At 36.1% G+C, this 15,297-nt stretch carries 14 protein-coding genes; 2 read left to right on the top strand and 12 right to left on the bottom strand.

From position 1 onward, the window contains the following. Positions 1–66 precede the first annotated feature (66 nt). Both C6H18_RS07995 and C6H18_RS08000 read left to right on the top strand, forming a co-directional pair. Positions 67–345 carry a type II toxin-antitoxin system RelB/DinJ family antitoxin gene (locus C6H18_RS07995; RefSeq protein ID WP_104763612.1) on the top strand — a complete coding sequence of 93 codons (279 nt, stop codon included), beginning with the start codon at positions 67–69 and terminating at the stop codon, positions 343–345. Then, the gene (locus C6H18_RS08000) at positions 338–598 is read left to right on the top strand and encodes a type II toxin-antitoxin system RelE family toxin (protein WP_104722582.1); all 261 of its coding nucleotides are present in this window, start codon (positions 338–340) and stop codon (positions 596–598) included. The genes C6H18_RS07995 and C6H18_RS08000 overlap by 8 nt, the downstream gene beginning before the upstream one ends. Before the next feature lie 221 nt (positions 599–819). Here C6H18_RS08000 and C6H18_RS08005 read toward each other — a convergent pair whose 3' ends face one another. From C6H18_RS08005 to C6H18_RS08060, 12 genes are all read right to left on the bottom strand, one after another. Further along, positions 820–1,047 (bottom strand): hypothetical protein, encoded by a 228-nt coding sequence (locus C6H18_RS08005; RefSeq protein WP_104722583.1) that lies wholly within the window; start codon positions 1,045–1,047, stop codon positions 820–822. Continuing rightward, the gene (locus C6H18_RS08010) at positions 1,040–1,309 is read right to left on the bottom strand and encodes a type II toxin-antitoxin system RelE/ParE family toxin (protein WP_104722584.1); all 270 of its coding nucleotides are present in this window, start codon (positions 1,307–1,309) and stop codon (positions 1,040–1,042) included. Before C6H18_RS08010 ends, C6H18_RS08005 begins: the two co-directional genes overlap by 8 nt. Then, the gene (locus C6H18_RS08015) at positions 1,310–1,516 is read right to left on the bottom strand and encodes a hypothetical protein (RefSeq protein ID WP_104722585.1); all 207 of its coding nucleotides are present in this window, start codon (positions 1,514–1,516) and stop codon (positions 1,310–1,312) included. Positions 1,517–1,565: 49 nt separating this feature from the next. Continuing rightward, the gene (locus C6H18_RS08020) at positions 1,566–2,387 is read right to left on the bottom strand and encodes a TaqI-like C-terminal specificity domain-containing protein (protein ID WP_104722586.1); all 822 of its coding nucleotides are present in this window, start codon (positions 2,385–2,387) and stop codon (positions 1,566–1,568) included. Between the two features lie 7 nt (positions 2,388–2,394). After that, positions 2,395–3,513 (bottom strand): TaqI-like C-terminal specificity domain-containing protein, encoded by a 1,119-nt coding sequence (locus tag C6H18_RS08025; RefSeq protein ID WP_158654893.1) that lies wholly within the window; start codon positions 3,511–3,513, stop codon positions 2,395–2,397. 118 nt (positions 3,514–3,631) lie between these two features. Further along, positions 3,632–7,525, bottom strand: coding sequence for an Eco57I restriction-modification methylase domain-containing protein (locus C6H18_RS08030; protein WP_104722588.1), 3,894 nt, complete (start codon positions 7,523–7,525; stop codon positions 3,632–3,634). Positions 7,526–7,580: 55 nt separating this feature from the next. Next, the gene (locus C6H18_RS08035) at positions 7,581–10,943 is read right to left on the bottom strand and encodes a helicase-related protein (protein ID WP_104722589.1); all 3,363 of its coding nucleotides are present in this window, start codon (positions 10,941–10,943) and stop codon (positions 7,581–7,583) included. A 193-nt stretch (positions 10,944–11,136) separates the two neighbouring features. After that, complete coding sequence (gene cmoA, locus C6H18_RS08040; protein ID WP_104722590.1) at positions 11,137–11,844, bottom strand: carboxy-S-adenosyl-L-methionine synthase CmoA; 708 nt, start codon at positions 11,842–11,844, stop codon at positions 11,137–11,139. Beyond that, entirely contained in the window at positions 11,837–12,715 is an 879-nt protein-coding gene (locus tag C6H18_RS08045) for a bifunctional riboflavin kinase/FAD synthetase (RefSeq protein WP_104722591.1), read from the bottom strand. The genes cmoA and C6H18_RS08045 overlap by 8 nt, the downstream gene beginning before the upstream one ends. After that, the gene (gene tlyA, locus C6H18_RS08050) at positions 12,681–13,403 is read right to left on the bottom strand and encodes a 23S rRNA (cytidine-2'-O)-methyltransferase TlyA (protein ID WP_233704106.1); all 723 of its coding nucleotides are present in this window, start codon (positions 13,401–13,403) and stop codon (positions 12,681–12,683) included. The genes C6H18_RS08045 and tlyA overlap by 35 nt, the downstream gene beginning before the upstream one ends. Further along, the gene (locus C6H18_RS08055; protein ID WP_104722593.1) at positions 13,403–13,903 is read right to left on the bottom strand and encodes a hypothetical protein; all 501 of its coding nucleotides are present in this window, start codon (positions 13,901–13,903) and stop codon (positions 13,403–13,405) included. Before C6H18_RS08055 ends, tlyA begins: the two co-directional genes overlap by 1 nt. Further along, entirely contained in the window at positions 13,897–15,228 is a 1,332-nt protein-coding gene (locus C6H18_RS08060) for a UDP-glucose dehydrogenase family protein (protein WP_104722594.1), read from the bottom strand. The genes C6H18_RS08055 and C6H18_RS08060 overlap by 7 nt, the downstream gene beginning before the upstream one ends. Positions 15,229–15,297: the final 69 nt, after the last annotated feature.

The raw sequence follows: 15,297 nt of genomic DNA on the forward strand, positions 1-15,297 counted from the left end.
ATCAATCTTAATATTTGTAGTATAATTCCTTACAAGATTATCTAAAACCCTACAAAAGGATAAAAAATGACTTCTGTTGTTCAATTTAGAATGGATAGTAATGACAAAGAGATATTAGAAGCGATGCTTAAAGATATGGGATTAGATTTAGGGACAGCCTTTAGAATGTTTGCCGCAAAGGTGCTAAAAACAGGTGAGATTCCCTTTAGCGTTAGTAGTCAAATAGAGCCTGATACGATATGGACAAAAGAGGATGAGAGGGCATATAAAAAAGCCTTAAAAGAGCTAGAGAGGGGCGAGACTATAAGCTTAGAGGAGCTTAAAAGGAAATATTGCAATGAATAATGTGCAAACAAGCAAGGAAGTGGATAAGTTTTTAGATAAACACCGCGACCTAGCCCCAAAAATCATCAATGCTTTAGAGCAAATCGCACAAAATCCCTATAATAACACTCAAGATACACAAAAGCTACAAGGCAAGGACAATCATTACCGCTTAAGGATTGGCAAATACAGAATCCTCTATGAATTAAGGGATAAGCAAATTCTTATTATCTATGCTTATAAGGCAGATTCTAGAGGTGGGATTTATAAGTGAAATTGAATTGTTTTGCAGATTTTGTTTTATGGGTTTTGCTTTGCGGAATAATTAGATAAAGATAGAGATAATTTATTGAACCAAGCATTCATTTGCAAGGGTAAGAAGCCTATTTATCAAGAAGTTTTTTGCTGTTGAGTATTTGAAAATGTGAAATATCTCTATTTAAATCTTTATGAGATTCTTTAGTCGTGTTTTGCATTTTTTCAGAATGACAATTTTTATTTTTGTCCTGTTTGCAAGTGTGGGCAAAATCTTTGCGGATTGTGCGAGGGCTTGTCCGAAATATCTCTATTAAAACTTCTTAATTCTTTGCCTAGAGATTCTTCACCCACTAACGCAGGTTCAGAATGACAATTTGCCTTGATTGCGAGTATCTCATCAACTAAAGCAATGATTCTATCTACGATTTTTTGGTTTGATTTGGTAAGCGGTAAGAAATTACCCAAACAATTCGCTATGGCTACCCACAGAAACACAAGTTAGAATCAAAAGGTTTTCTTGCTTTTGATAAACCAGCAACAAATCAGGCTTAATATGGCATTCTCTAAAGTCTTTAAATTCACCTTTTAGCTTGTGGTCTTTGTGTTTTTTCTCCAAAGTTTCATTATTGGCGAGCTTATAGACAATATCATCAAGCAGGTTTCTATCATTTAATGCAAGCCTTTTACGCTGCTTTTTGTATTTTATGGAAGTATGTATTTCAAACATCTAAGAATCCATAGCCTTTTTATAGCTCTCAAAATCCTTAAATTTTTCCACTTTACCTTGCTTCACTTCTTTGATTGTTTGCTTCAGAGATTCGCTTAACTTTTTATCCCGCTTAATCGTTAGCTTTGCGCCTGATGCCTTAGCCATATTTTTAAAAGCCTTGATTAAATCCTTATTGGCATTTTCTACGCTTAAATCTATGGTCATTGATTATCTCCTTATTTCAAGCTATCACACAAATTATAGCATTATAGCACTATTTGGATTCTATGATTTTAATCTCCTCATTCGTGAGATTATAGAGCTGATACACTAAAACATCAATTTTATATTCTAAATCTGTGGTGTCTGTCGTGGAATCTGTGGCTTTAGATTCTAAAATCTCATCAACTAAAGCAATGATTTTATCTACGATTGTTTGGTTTTGTTTAGTGATTTTTGGGATAGGAAGCTTTTCGATATAAATTTTAGCTCCATAAACTCCCTCACCCAAAGTTGCCGCATTATTTTTAATCCAATGCCTCGAAATATTAGAATTTAACACTGATAAAAGATATTTAACTAAAGTTTCATTCCTAGTAGTAATCATAAACATAGAATCCAAAATATAATGCCCTGCCCAATCATAAGAAAAACAAAGTTCATTGGAGATTCTATTCCACATAATCTTACCCTCATAAGTCCCTTTGTTATTCCAAGTTTGCATAGCAAGTGAAGGATTTCTTTTAGATTCTTTAGCCTTGCTATGCAAGGATTCAGATTGGCAATGTAGAGGGTAAGATTTTTCGCCCTCAAAGGCTTTAGTTTGATAAGAATGGATTTGGGATTTACCCCACCCCCTAACCCCCTCCGCAAAGGGAGGGGGGAGAAGCTCGGAATCCTCTGCAATAGATGAGGGAATGGTTAGCCCATCTTGCTGTGAGAGGGAATGAGCTGGGGAAGTATCTGCAAAAGGATGAGGAATAAGCTTGGAATCTTGTGAATCATATCCAACACTAGCATTAGTTTTTAAAAGTTGTGGAGTATAAAAAGACTTAAGAGAATAAAAAGCTTCAAATTCTTTTCTAAAAGTTTGCATAAACGCTTCAAGATAGGCATTTATGCCCCCCCCCCGCAGAATTAAAGGCAGATTCTATGAGGTTTATTTCATCTTGGTTTAGGTTGTAGAGTTGATAAATCATACTATCAAGCTTAGATTCTAGCCTATGGATATCTTTATTCTCTTGTTGTAAAGCGATGATTTGAGTGGCTAGAGCCTTAATCTCTTTGATTTTTGCTTCATTAGTGGCATTTTTCTCTATCACAGGGAGTTTTTCTATAAACTGCTTTATCCATCGAAACGCTCCATCTCCTAAGCCAGAAGCAATTTGTCGCATATAAAAATAAATCAATTTTGAGTTTAGCACAGCACATAAATACATATCATCTCTTGGAATAAAATAGCAAGTTTGATTGATATAAAAGCCTTGTGATTCATACACAAAACAAGGTGTGTTTGTCATCTCCGCCCAGATAATCTTGCCTTGATAATGCTTTTGTGCCAGATTACTAGCTTCCAACCTCTCTAAAGTATTGAGAATAAAAGTATCCAAAATACTATTAAACGCTTCAAGATAGGCATTTATGCCCCCCCCCCCCGCAGAATTAAAGGCAGATTCTATGAGAGCTATCTCATCTTGGTTTAGGTTGTATGCTTGATAGATTAGAGAATCAAGGCGGGATTCTAACTCTTTTAGCGTTGCATTTGAGCGATAAACTGCGGATTCTTCGCCCTCAACTTCGGTCATTACCGCTTGGGTAACTCCCTTGTTTCGTGCTTGAAAACCGCAATTTCTCATCTCAACTGCTTCCGCTTGTGCGTTGGTATGATTTATCTTAGAATTACTTTTTGTCAAAATCTCACCAGCTAAATCCTCAATCTCTGCTAAGAGTTTAGAATCTATTTTGTTGGTTTCTACCACAGGTAGTTTTTCTACAAAGATTTTGCTCATAGAAAATCCACTTGCTCCAAGTGTGTTACAAATTTGCTTTAAATACCAAAAAGCCATTTTAGAGGCAAGCACAGCATTGAGATATTCTAAACTGCCCCCTTTTATCATAAAAGCAGTTTTATCCAAAAAATATCCCATTTTATCAAGCATAAAATTTACACTTTGTGTAGTTTCTGGATAAATAATCTTACCCTCATATTGTTTTTGTGGCACTTGCAATCCCTCGCAAAATCTAAAAGCCTCTTTGAGTTCAGTCTCGAAGTTTTCACAAAGGAGCTTAAGCAAGGCAAGGGATTGGGATTTTACACAGGCAACAAGCAAATAAGCTAAACTATATTTGCCCCCCCCCCGCAGCGGTTATCATAGCTCTTTGTTTATCGTCTAAGCCATAGAGCGCAAAGACCATAGAATCTAATGTTTGTTCTAGTTTGCTTGTGTCTTTATTCTGCGCTTTGGTTTCTAAAATCTCATTGACAAGCCTTACAAACTCTGCTTCTTGTGTTTTATCAAGTCTTGGAATGGGGAGCTTTTCTAAAAATGCCTTTTTGTAGCGATAGCCACTCTCTCCTAGCCCTCCCCCAGCGTAAAACTCTTTAAAGGCAAAGGTGGCAAGTTTGGAATGCAAAATCCCTAAAAGGTATTCTAAGCTCACTTGCATTTTGTGGTGTTGCGCTTCCCCTTTGTCATATTGAGCTTTCATAGAAAGCGAAATATCTCTTTTGGAATGTTGAGATTCTTCGGCTAAAGGTTCAGAATGACAATAGGGGGAGTTAGTTTGGCAAAGAGAGACTTCAGCTTGACAAGGATTATTCCCCCTCCCTGTGCGGAGGGGGCTAGGGGGTGGGTTATGAGATTCTAAAGCTTCAGTTTGACAATTTGCACTTAAGATAAAGCTTGTTGCCTCTGCATAGAAATGTCCAAACTTAAATTCGCCATTATCTAAATAAAATTGTGGCTCACGCACGATTTCGCTATAGACAATCTTAGGCTTGGCAAATTCTTGATAATAATTTGCACCCCAACGTTGCAAACAATACCATTCATAACGAATACCTGTTTCATCTTTGTTTCGTTTAGAAAGTCTATCTTTATGTTGCAACAAATGAGAGTATAAACTTGGATATTGTTCTGCTAAATCTTGCTCATTTTCTTGCATAGACTTTGGATTATCTGTATTTGGAAAATGCCACGATATAAATATTATCCACAACCCCGCCCATTCATAACTGTATCTCTTAATGTCTCTCCCTCGCAAAATGGGCTTTAGCAATTGTGCAGTGCGCTCTCTTTCGGTGAGTAGAATGGTGTTGTTTTCAAGATTGATTTTTCTCTGTATTAAATGAGATTCTTCACCTGCTAATGCAGGTTCAGAATGACAATTTGAATCTTGTTTGTCATGTTGAGGCGAAGCCGAAACATCTCTTTTGCTTTGGGATTTGCCCCACCCCCTAGCCCCCTCCGCAAGGGAGGGGGAAATGAATTGAGGTTGTTGAGATTCTTCGCTTCGCTCAGAATGACAATAGAAAACTTCAGAATGACAAGAGGAGATTTCAGTTTGACAATACAAGGAGTCAGTTTGACAAAGCCTCTCATCATACTCACTCAAAGGATAGGGCAAAAGGCTCTCCTTGCTATCATCACAAGAGTTTAATATCTCCTCTCTTTTTGTCGTATCAATGATAAAGGCTTCATTATAGCCCGTTAAAATTCCACGATAAATACTAATATCCCAATCTTTGAGCGGTGTGCCAATGGATTCTATCTTTGCCTTTAGGGCTGCCACTTCGGGGCTATTAAAGATAAAGCCCTCGCTATTTAGCGAACTTTGAGGAATGCTATGAGGTGTGATAGAATCTTGCAAAGGCTCGTTGTCTTTGGGGTTATAGTCCTTTGGGTTAGCAAAGCATAGGGCGTGGCTTTGGCTTGGAGGGGATTTTAAAATAGTGGTGATAGCCGTATCGACTGTGGCATTTTCAAAGGCTTTGATGCCATTTAAATCATAATGTGAATCCAAGCAGTATTGCAACAAATATTTTCTTAGATTCTTACCATAACCTGCCCTGCACCATTTATTGCTTGTGATAAAGCTTAGGATTCCGCCTTCTCTTAGCTTTTCTAGCCCCTTTGCATAAAAATAAGTATAAATATCGGCTGTAGAGTTTGCCATATTTTTTGCTTCCTCTTGGGATTGAAACTCTTGTAAAATCTGCACTTTGTTTTTGATACTTTCTTGGCGGATATAGGGTGGATTGCCGATGACTACATCAAAGCCACCCTGCTCTAACACAGGGGCAAAAAAGAAATCCCATAAAAAAAGCTTATCGGAGTGGAAGTTGTTTTCTCTATAACTTTCGCAAATCTTTTTTAATTCATCCTTAAAGTCTAGTAGCTGCAAAATATATTCTTGCTGCTTAGAGATTTCCTTTGGCTTTATTTTTGGATTTTTCTTTTCTGTTTGTATAAAGGATTCAATAAGCCCTATTCGCTCCTCAAAGCCCTTTTGCATAAGCTTTAAAATCTTTGCTTTAGTGCTTTGCTTGGATTTATATTCTTGAGCTTGGTAATACTCCACAAAGAGCTTTTGAAGCGTATTGACATCCTTTTGGCTAAAGAGTGAATCCCCTATGTTTGCCTCATCAAACAAACTGCTCTCTCTTGCCTCTTTAACAATCTCTATTTGCTTAATCTTTTCTAAAAGTGCATTTCCTTGCATAAACTTAAAATCAAGATTTGGCAGAGGGCTAGGCTCACTCTCATCCACTGCGATAGAGAGCCAAAAGCGGAGTTTTGCTATCTCAATGGCATCGGCATCGATATCAATGCCATAGATTTGGTTTTGGATAATCTCTCGCTTTAAGTGTGCGATTTGCTTATCTTTAAGCTCTGGCTTAAGCTCTCTTAAGCAATGCAATATTTCATTGAGTAACCCCATAGGAAACGCCCCGCTTCCGATACAAGGGTCTAGGATTTTTAGCGATTTTATGATTTTCTCTAGCTTTTTAGTGTTGTTATTTATAAAATCACTTCTTTTGTGGTAGAGGATAAAATCCCTAATAGCCTCTTTGTCTGCGTCATTTTTGCAGAGTGATTCTTTTATGCAATGCTCTTGTAAGATTCTAGCAAGGATGTTTTTACACATAAAATGCACGATGCTCTTTGGGGTATAAAATGCCCCATTTTGCTTATTATAGTCAATGAGGTTTTCAAAAACTCTGCCTAGCATTTCTGGGTCAATGCCTATTTCTACATTATCGGGGGTGGATTCTTCAATGGTGAAGTTATAGCTCTCAAAGACTTCAAAAATCTGCTCAAAATCTTTGTTTTCTAGGCTTTTGCTAAGGATAAAATTCCTCTCTACTCCCTCTCCTAAGTGGTTTTTGCCCTCCTCAAAAAGCCCACCATTTAAAAAGGGCATTTTGGATTCAAAGAGTGTGGAGTAGTCTTCCTCTCGCTTTTGATTTAGGGTTTCAAAAAACAAAGGACAAAGGTATTTTTCATAAAAAGACTGCTTGGATTGTTCGCTTTTTTGAAAAAGTGAGGCTAAAAACTTCTTATCCCCTTGTCCGTATTTTTCGCCTTTTGGCACTCCAAGCCAACCCTTTTTTTGGAGAAAATACAAAAACACAATGCGCCCTAAAAGCTTTTTGACAAAAGCCTTAATAGCCCTCTCTCCACTTAAGCCCTCATAACCCTCCAAAGCCTGATAGAGTGCGGGTTTATTAAGCTTTTTTGTAAGTTTTTCAAAAAGCCCATTATAGGCATTATAAAACTCCTTGTTTAAAGGCTCGACACTAAAGGCTTCTTTTAAATCATTCAAACTTTTTTGAGAATGGAGAAAACCTCCTAGTTGGGTTTCTGCGGTTTTTGTTTTGGTATTTTTCCCTAGCAGGAAACTTTGGCGCGAGAGGTTTGAGAAAGTGGGCTTTTCTTTTTCGTAATCATAACCTTGCGTAACAAGGCTTAAGCGAAACTCCTCTAGCCCCTCTTGGTAAAACACTGCTAATAAAACACTTAAATCACTAGAGTCCTTTAAGATACTCTTTAGCTCTGTGTGTAAGCCAACTTTCGCACCAATAGAGGAGCTTTTAAAGGCATAAACTCCAAGTCTCCCAGAATCTAGCTTTATGGGGTTGCAAATTTGCGTATAAGACTTGATGATATTGCCCTCTTTGTAGGGGTTTTCTCTCTCCTTTTGTATGCCTATGTCCTCTCCAAAAGCTCTCAAAACAAAGTCTTTGAAATGCGCATATTCATAGGGTGGTTTAAAAAAGATTCTAAATTCATTCTTTCTCCTTTGTGGCTATTGCGGTAATGCTGATTTGAATCTGTGGTTTTTGGATATTTTGCGCCTCTTGAGTGCCATTTGGCTCTGAAGCAGTCGCACCTAAATTGATTTTTGCGAGGCTTTCTGTAAGATTTTGGAGGTTTTCAAGCTCTTTTGGTTTGCATTCTTTTATCGCATTAAGGACTTTTGTATCGCCTCTATCTATGGCGGCTCTTAAAATCTCTTTTTTGCTCTCATCAAGATTTAGGCTTTTTAGCTTATTGAAAGCATTTTGTTTGGGTTTTGGGTTAGAATCTTTAAGGGTTGATTTAGCTTTGGTGCTTTCTTGGTATTGCTCTAATGCTTTATCGATATGTTTATAGTGCAGGCTCTTAGTGGCAGGCTCACATTCTAAAGGCTCACACTCTAAATGTTGGTGCAAAAAATCCGCCATTGTGTAAAAATCACATTTCTTAGCTTCAATATCAGTTTCATCTCCGACAATCTCATAGGGATAGAAAATATCGCGATGATTTTTGTTTTGTTTGATATAAGCAAAGCTTTTGGATTCTTCTTGTGAAACCTCTATAATCGTGCGTGATTTTAGCGGCAAAGCTTTGATGCGCTCAAATTCTTTTTTGTCCTTTAAATAAAGATCTCTTAAGTGCCTTTTGTGTTTAGTGTCTTTGCTTACCTCTTCTTCTGGGAGTTTTTGAATACTATAAATCTCCTTGCTCCCTACTTGCTCTATGGAATCATAAATCGCATAATCTCCGCCATAGGTCTCGTGAAAACTCGCTAATTTGCTTTGGATAATAGAGATGATATTGGTAATGCTATCAATGAATTCATCGGGCTTAAAGTGATAAATATGGATTTGCTTATGCTTTGCTCCTATACGATTAATCCTCCCTATTCTTTGCATTAAGCGCGTAGGGTTATAAGGAGAATCATAGTTGATAATCGTATCGGCTCTATGGAGATTTACCCCCTCTGCTAAGGTATCTGTGGTGATAAGAATGCGAAAGTCATTTTTTTGTTTGCTCTCATCATAGTTTGCATCAAAGTTTTCCTCTAAGGTTTTTCTTTTTTCCTCTCTATTGCTTGCATCCACTTGGATAACATCAGGAGACTTTAAAGTATCTGCAAGATATTTTGCCGTGTCGGAGTATTCTGTAAAAATAATGATTTTTTGATTAGAATCTTTAGAGTTTTTGATGAAGTCTTGAAGTCTCTTGCATTTTGGGTCTTCCTCTATCGCTTCCCACGATTTTAAAAGATACTCTAGGATTTTTTTATCGTTTTTAAGCTTTTGTAAAAAACCTTTTTCAAAATGCTCCACCTTTAAAGTAATCTCTAAATCAATCTCGCCTCCATCCTCTGTATCAAAACTTTCATTAAAGTATTCCTCCTCTGGCTCTTTCTCCTTTTTAGGATTTTTGCTGATTTTGATTTCTCCTTTTTCAAAGCCCAAAATCCACTCCTTATAAGCATCAATCCCTCTTTGGAGGGTTTGTTTAAAGGCATATAGGCTTGAATCAAAACGTTTAAAATAAAGCTGTCTCATAAGCGCATAAAGCCTACTTCCAGTGCGGCTAAAGAAATCATCATCTTTTTTAGAACCCCCTTTATAAACCGCTTTGCCCTCCTCTGTTAGGTGGTCAAAAACCAAATAGCGGCTGTAAGTAAAAATGCCTTTAGAGGTTTCTTTTTCTATAACAAAATCCAAAGTCTCCTCTACAAGCTTAAATATCTGTTTATTAAACTGATAAGGCAAATCTATGGGGTCTTTGGCTTCTGGAAAAGAAAGTTCGGCTTTTTGCATATCCTCTTTATAATATTCCTCAATATCTTTTCTCGTGCGGCGAATCATAATATGCACAAGCAATTTATCCCGCAACTCCTCAGAATTTTCTTTCAATTTTTTATAAAGCTTTCTTTTGTGCTTTTCCTCAATGTCTTGTTTTAATTCTTTTAAAATATTTTTAAAGTCTTTATCTTTATTTGATAAAAAAGTGCTTAGATTTATCCCCTCGATTATGAAATTATCTGGCAAAAATAAGAAAATCTGATTGGCAATATCCTTGGGTCTGTTTTTTTGAGGTGTGGCTGAGAGCAGTATGATTTTCTTTGGTTTTTTTGTTTTTTTGTATGGGGTTTGGCAAAGGTCTTTAAGGTGTTTGTAGCGATTAGATTCTTCGTTGCTAAAGTTATGACTTTCATCGACGATAACAAGCTCTATTGCTTCTTTATCGTCAATTTTATACAAAGAATCTTTGGAGATAAAATGATAATTTGCTACCTCAATAGCATCAAAATGCCTCTTCCAAGCATTTTCCACAGCTGGGGGTGCGATAATTACAATCTTGCCCTCTATAATGCCATCATTACGGCATTTCTTAGCGATGATAGAGGCTATCAATGTCTTGCCTAGCCCAACCACATCGCTTAAGAAAAATCCATTATATTTCTTGAGCTTACTAATGCCCTCTTTAATAGCGCCTATTTGATACTCATAGGGTGCGTAATTTTTAAAGAGTTGCCTCAAAGAAGGATCGTCTTTTAAAAACTCCTCTCCAAAATGGCATAAAAGTAATTTGTGGTAAATATCCCTTACAGGAAGCACTTTAAGAAAGCTTTCTTCTCTGCATTTCTCAATGTCTGCTTTGCAAATCTCTATGGAATCTTCCCAAAGCTTCTCAAACCAACACAACGCACAAGCAATATCATCAGAATCTTTGCTTTGCAAGTTAAACTCAAAGTTTTTCTCCAATCCATTATGCGTGAGATTAGAACTCCCTACAATAAGTGCGCCCTCATAAGAGATTCTCCCTTTATGCGCAAAATTTTCCTTAGGGTTAGAGTAAAAGACATAATACTTAGAATGGACATTTTTTTCTCTCACCATACGCATACAAAAACTAACATTATTTAAGGCATCTATTAGGGCTTGTATGGATTGCTCTATCTCCTCTTTATAGTCTTCTTTGTTTAAAAATTCTTTTTGGCTTTGGTAAAAGAGTTTTTTAAATTTGTCTTCTTGGTGCTTGGGGTCTAAGTTGTTTTGGGATAATTCATAAAGGAGATTATCCACTTCCATCCCTACCAAAATGCGGATATTTTTAAACCTCTCATATCCGCTATCTTTTAGCAGTGTATGCAAATGGATAAAGCCACTAATGCGAAAAAAGCCTACTAAAAAGGCTAGATTCTCTACATCTTTAGAGCTAAGAGCATTTTTGAATTGGTTTAAAAGGGTGTTATTGCCTTGATTGGTAGTGAAGTTAGAGGGGAAGTTAGAGGGCATTTCACAATTGCCCTCTTGGGGTATTAATTTAGGGGGGTGGGGGGCAGAATAAGAGGGATTATTAAAAGCCATAGACACTCCTTAAACTCACTAAGATGATTAAAAAACATCGCTCAAGTTTGTTAAAATGTGTTTTAAACTTGCAATGGTATTTTTTGGGTGAGTAATTTTTCCAAACTTTACAAAAAATTAAGTAAAATATAAATTAAGATTTATAAAAGGATGGGAGGGAATTTTGTAGTCCAGCTAAGTAAAAGTTAATTTACTATTCTTTTATGGCAATAAAAGTGGCGAAATTTACCCATTTAAAAAGGGTTTCTATGGTTTTAAAGCCAGAATCTCTTAGCATTTTTTTATTTTCTCTCTCACTATAAGGAACAAGGACATTCTCCAAAGCCTCTCTTTTTTTGGTGATTTCAAACTCGCTATAACCTTGCTTCTTTTTGTTTTGCAAATAATAATCAATCATTGCAAAATCTAATCGCTTATCTTCGCAGATAACCTTTTCTGAAAAAATAAAAAACCCTTCAGGTTTTAAAGAGTGATAAATCTTTTGGATGAGTTTTTCTCTGTGCAAAGGGCGGATAAATTGCAAGGTGTAATTTGCAATAATGGCATCACATAGAGGAAAATCCTCTTTTAAAATATCTCCACAAATAAGCTTTGCTTCTATTCCATAAGCCTCTAATTTGCTCTTTGCAAGGTTTAGCATAGAGGGTGAATTATCTATTCCAATAAGATTAAGTTTAAAATCGGCTTTTGATGCAATCTCAAGTAGCATAGCCCCTGTGGAAGTGCCTAAGTCTAGCAATGTAGAATCCTCTTTTAAAAAACGCAAAGCAAAGTCCGCACTTAGAGATAAAACCTCTTTATAATAAGGGATAGAGCGACTTAGCATATCATCAAAAACCCCTGCAACCTTTTCGTCAAATTCAAATTGTTTTTGTGGTGATTGTGTGAAAATTTTATCCATATTGTTGCTCTAATTTTAGGATTTTACAAGCTTTTTGTATATCTTGCTTAATTTGCTCCTTTAAAAGCTCTAAGGTATTAAAATACTCATTATCACGGATTTTTTTATAAAAATAAAATCCTGCTTCTTTTCCTGCAATCTCTATATTTTGATTCAATAAATGTCCTTCAATCGCAAAGGTTTTATCAGTGCTTACGCGGTTACCTAGAAAAATCACTGCTGGATATTTCAAGCTCGTATGGCTTTGTTTGCCTAATTGCACATAACCCGCATACACTCCCTCTTGTGGAAGCAAAAATCCATCATTTTCTAAATTAATCGTTGCAACAAGTTTCTTCTGCCCTAATCCTTGCCCTCTAATAATCTCTCCCCTAATCTCAAAAAGCCTACCTAAAAGCCTATTGGCTTGTTTAATGTTTCCATTTAATAATAATTCCTTGATTAAACCACTATGCACAGAGAGCTTTTTATAAAAGACTTCATTAATAATCGTAAGCTTACCTGAAAAATGCTTTTTAATATCAAAGGGGTAATAAGCCCTATCCTTGCCAAATCGAAAATCATAGCCCACAACAATATGTTGAAGGTTTGGCAAAATACTTGATAAGAGCTTTAAAAACTCTCTAGCACTCTTTTTTTTAACCAAATCCAAGGAGAGGTGATAGAGTGGATAGGGTGCGAAGAATTGCCGATATTTTTTAGGGAGCAACTCTCCGACATTAGATTCAATACATAAAATAGCCCCACCCTCATCTAAAGCCTTAAAGAGTTCAAGATGTGCAATATGCATACCATCAAATTTCCCCAAAGCAATATTAGTAATTTTTGAAGCTTCTTTAGGCTCTTTCACAAGCGATAAAAAACTCTTCATTCCCCTCCCTTCCCTTGATAATAGATTTTTCACAAATGCGTATTTCTAAACCATTATCTTTTAGAAATTCCAACATAGCCTTAAGGGATTGTTGGATAACTTCTTTTTCTATTACTACACCTTTTTTATTTCTTTTTGTGCTTCTGCCTACTTCAAATTGTGGCTTAAAGAGTAAAATTAGCCACCGCCCAATGAAATCTTTAAAACTTTTAAAAATAGAAAAAATAGAAATAAAAGAAACATCACAAACAACAATATCATAAACCCTTAAAGGAGAGATTGCAACAAAATCTCTAATATCTGTCTTCTCAAAAAGTTGAATCTTGGGATTATTCTTTAGAGTATTATGCAATTGGTAGCTGCCGACATCTACACAATAAACAGCTTTTACCCCTTGTTGCAATAAAACTTGGGTGAATCCTCCCGTGCTAGAACCTATATCTAATGCAGTAAAACCCTCTATATCAAAGAAATGGTTTGAAAAAAAATAAAACAGCTTTTCCCCTGCTCTGCTGACAAATTTTCTTGTTTCTTTAAGTGTAATTTCATCACACAAAGAAACCTCCAAAGAGGGTTTAAGCATTAAGGCTTTATTAACGCTTATAAGCCCTTTTTTAATAGCCACTTGCGCTTTGTTTCTTGATTCAAAGAATCCTCTTTGAACACAGGCTATGTCTAATCGCATCATCACTTTTGAATAGCTTTAAAGCCAAAATTTAGAGTATTCTCTCCAAATTTTTTGTGGGATATAGTAATACTTAATCTATCTTGAATGCGTTTATTTTGAGGGGAGAATTCCAATAAATAATGTTCTCCCCAAGGTATCGCATATTCTGCCATTAATCCTTTTAGCTCACTAGCCTTTAAGGGTGTTACCTTAAGGGGTTTTTCTCCATCATTTAAAACAAGATTATATTCTTTTAAAAAACCTCTCTCTCGCTCACTTTGATAAACGCTGATAAAAAATACCTCGCCCTTTTGTTTAGGGTAAGTCTCCTCATCAAATTCACTTAAGTGTGTAGCTATTAGAATAATTTGTGTTTTTTCCTGATAGATGATTTCTGTTTTTCTCGTCGCTTGAATATAAGATTCCTCTAAAGATGTAGGAGTAAGTTTCATAAAATTTACAGGACTAGTTGCACAGCCAACAAACCATAAGACACTTAAATAGACAAAATACTTTAGCATTCTTTTACACCAATTTGATAATAAATAAACCCCATTTTTTGGAGTCGTTTTAAGTTATATTGGTTACGACCATCAAAAATAATAGGGGTTTTTAATAAAGCTTTAATTTCATCAAAGTCTGGGCTTCTAAACTCTTTCCATTCCGTAACAAGCACCAAAGCATCACAATCTTTTAAAGCTTCGTATTTGCTAGGCATATAGATAATATTAGGAAGCCCTTTTAGATAAAAAGATTTTGCTTCTTCCATAGCCTTTGGGTCATAAACCTTAAGCCTAGCACCCTTTGCTACTAGCTCATTAATCAACACAACAGAGGCTGCCTCACGCATATCATCGGTTTCTGGTTTAAAGCTAAGCCCCCAAATACCAAAGCTTTTACCGATTAAATCTTCCCCAAAATACCGAATGATTTTTTTTGCTAAAACTTGCCTTTGCTCTTGATTGACTTGTTCTACTGCATTAATAATTCTTGGATTAACCCCTGATTCTAATGCGATTTTACTAAGTGCTCTAATATCTTTTGGGAAACAACTCCCTCCATAACCACAACCTGCATAAATAAAGCTATAACCTATCCGTTTATCACTCCCGATACCTCTCCTGACATCATTAACATTTGCGCCTACTGCCTCACAAATATTAGCTATCTCATTGATAAAACTAATCTTTGTTGCAAGCATTGCATTAGCTGCATATTTTGTCATTTCTGCACTTTGAATATCCATAGTAATAATCTTGTCATAATTTCTTCCAAAAGGCGCATAAAGCTCTTTTAATATCTCTTCACTTGCTTTATCCTCTGTCCCAATAACCACTCTATCGGGCTTTAAAAAATCATTGACTGCATCACCCTCTTTTAAAAACTCTGGATTACTAGCGACGCTAAAACTAATCTCTAAACCTCGCTTTTGCAAAGATTCATAAATAACCCTTTTTATCTTTTGTGCTGTCCCTACTGGGGCAGTAGATTTATTAACAATAATTAGAGGTTTGTGCATAATCTCACCAATTTCTCTAGCAGCATTTAAAACATATTGTAAATCCGCACTCCCATCTTCTCCCATAGGCGTACCAACTGCAATAAATACTATCTCGCAATCCCTCAATGCCTCCTGCAAAGAGATTGTAAAAAACAAATTCTTATGGCGATAATTCTTTGCTACCAAATCCTCTAATCCAGGCTCATAAATAGGAATTTTGCCTGATTTTAGGTCTTGTATTTTGCTCTCTTGTATATCAACACAATAAACTTTATTCCCCATTTCAGAAAAGCATGTGCCACTCACTAGTCCTACATAGCCTGTTCCTATGATTGTTATATTCATACAAGTTCCCTAATTAAACTCTAAGTTTATTGTGGAATTATAGCAATTTATTCCTTAGGAAGTTTTGGT

It is taken from the genome of Helicobacter mesocricetorum (genome assembly GCF_900198605.1).
Lineage (GTDB): Bacteria > Campylobacterota > Campylobacteria > Campylobacterales > Helicobacteraceae > Helicobacter_D > Helicobacter_D mesocricetorum.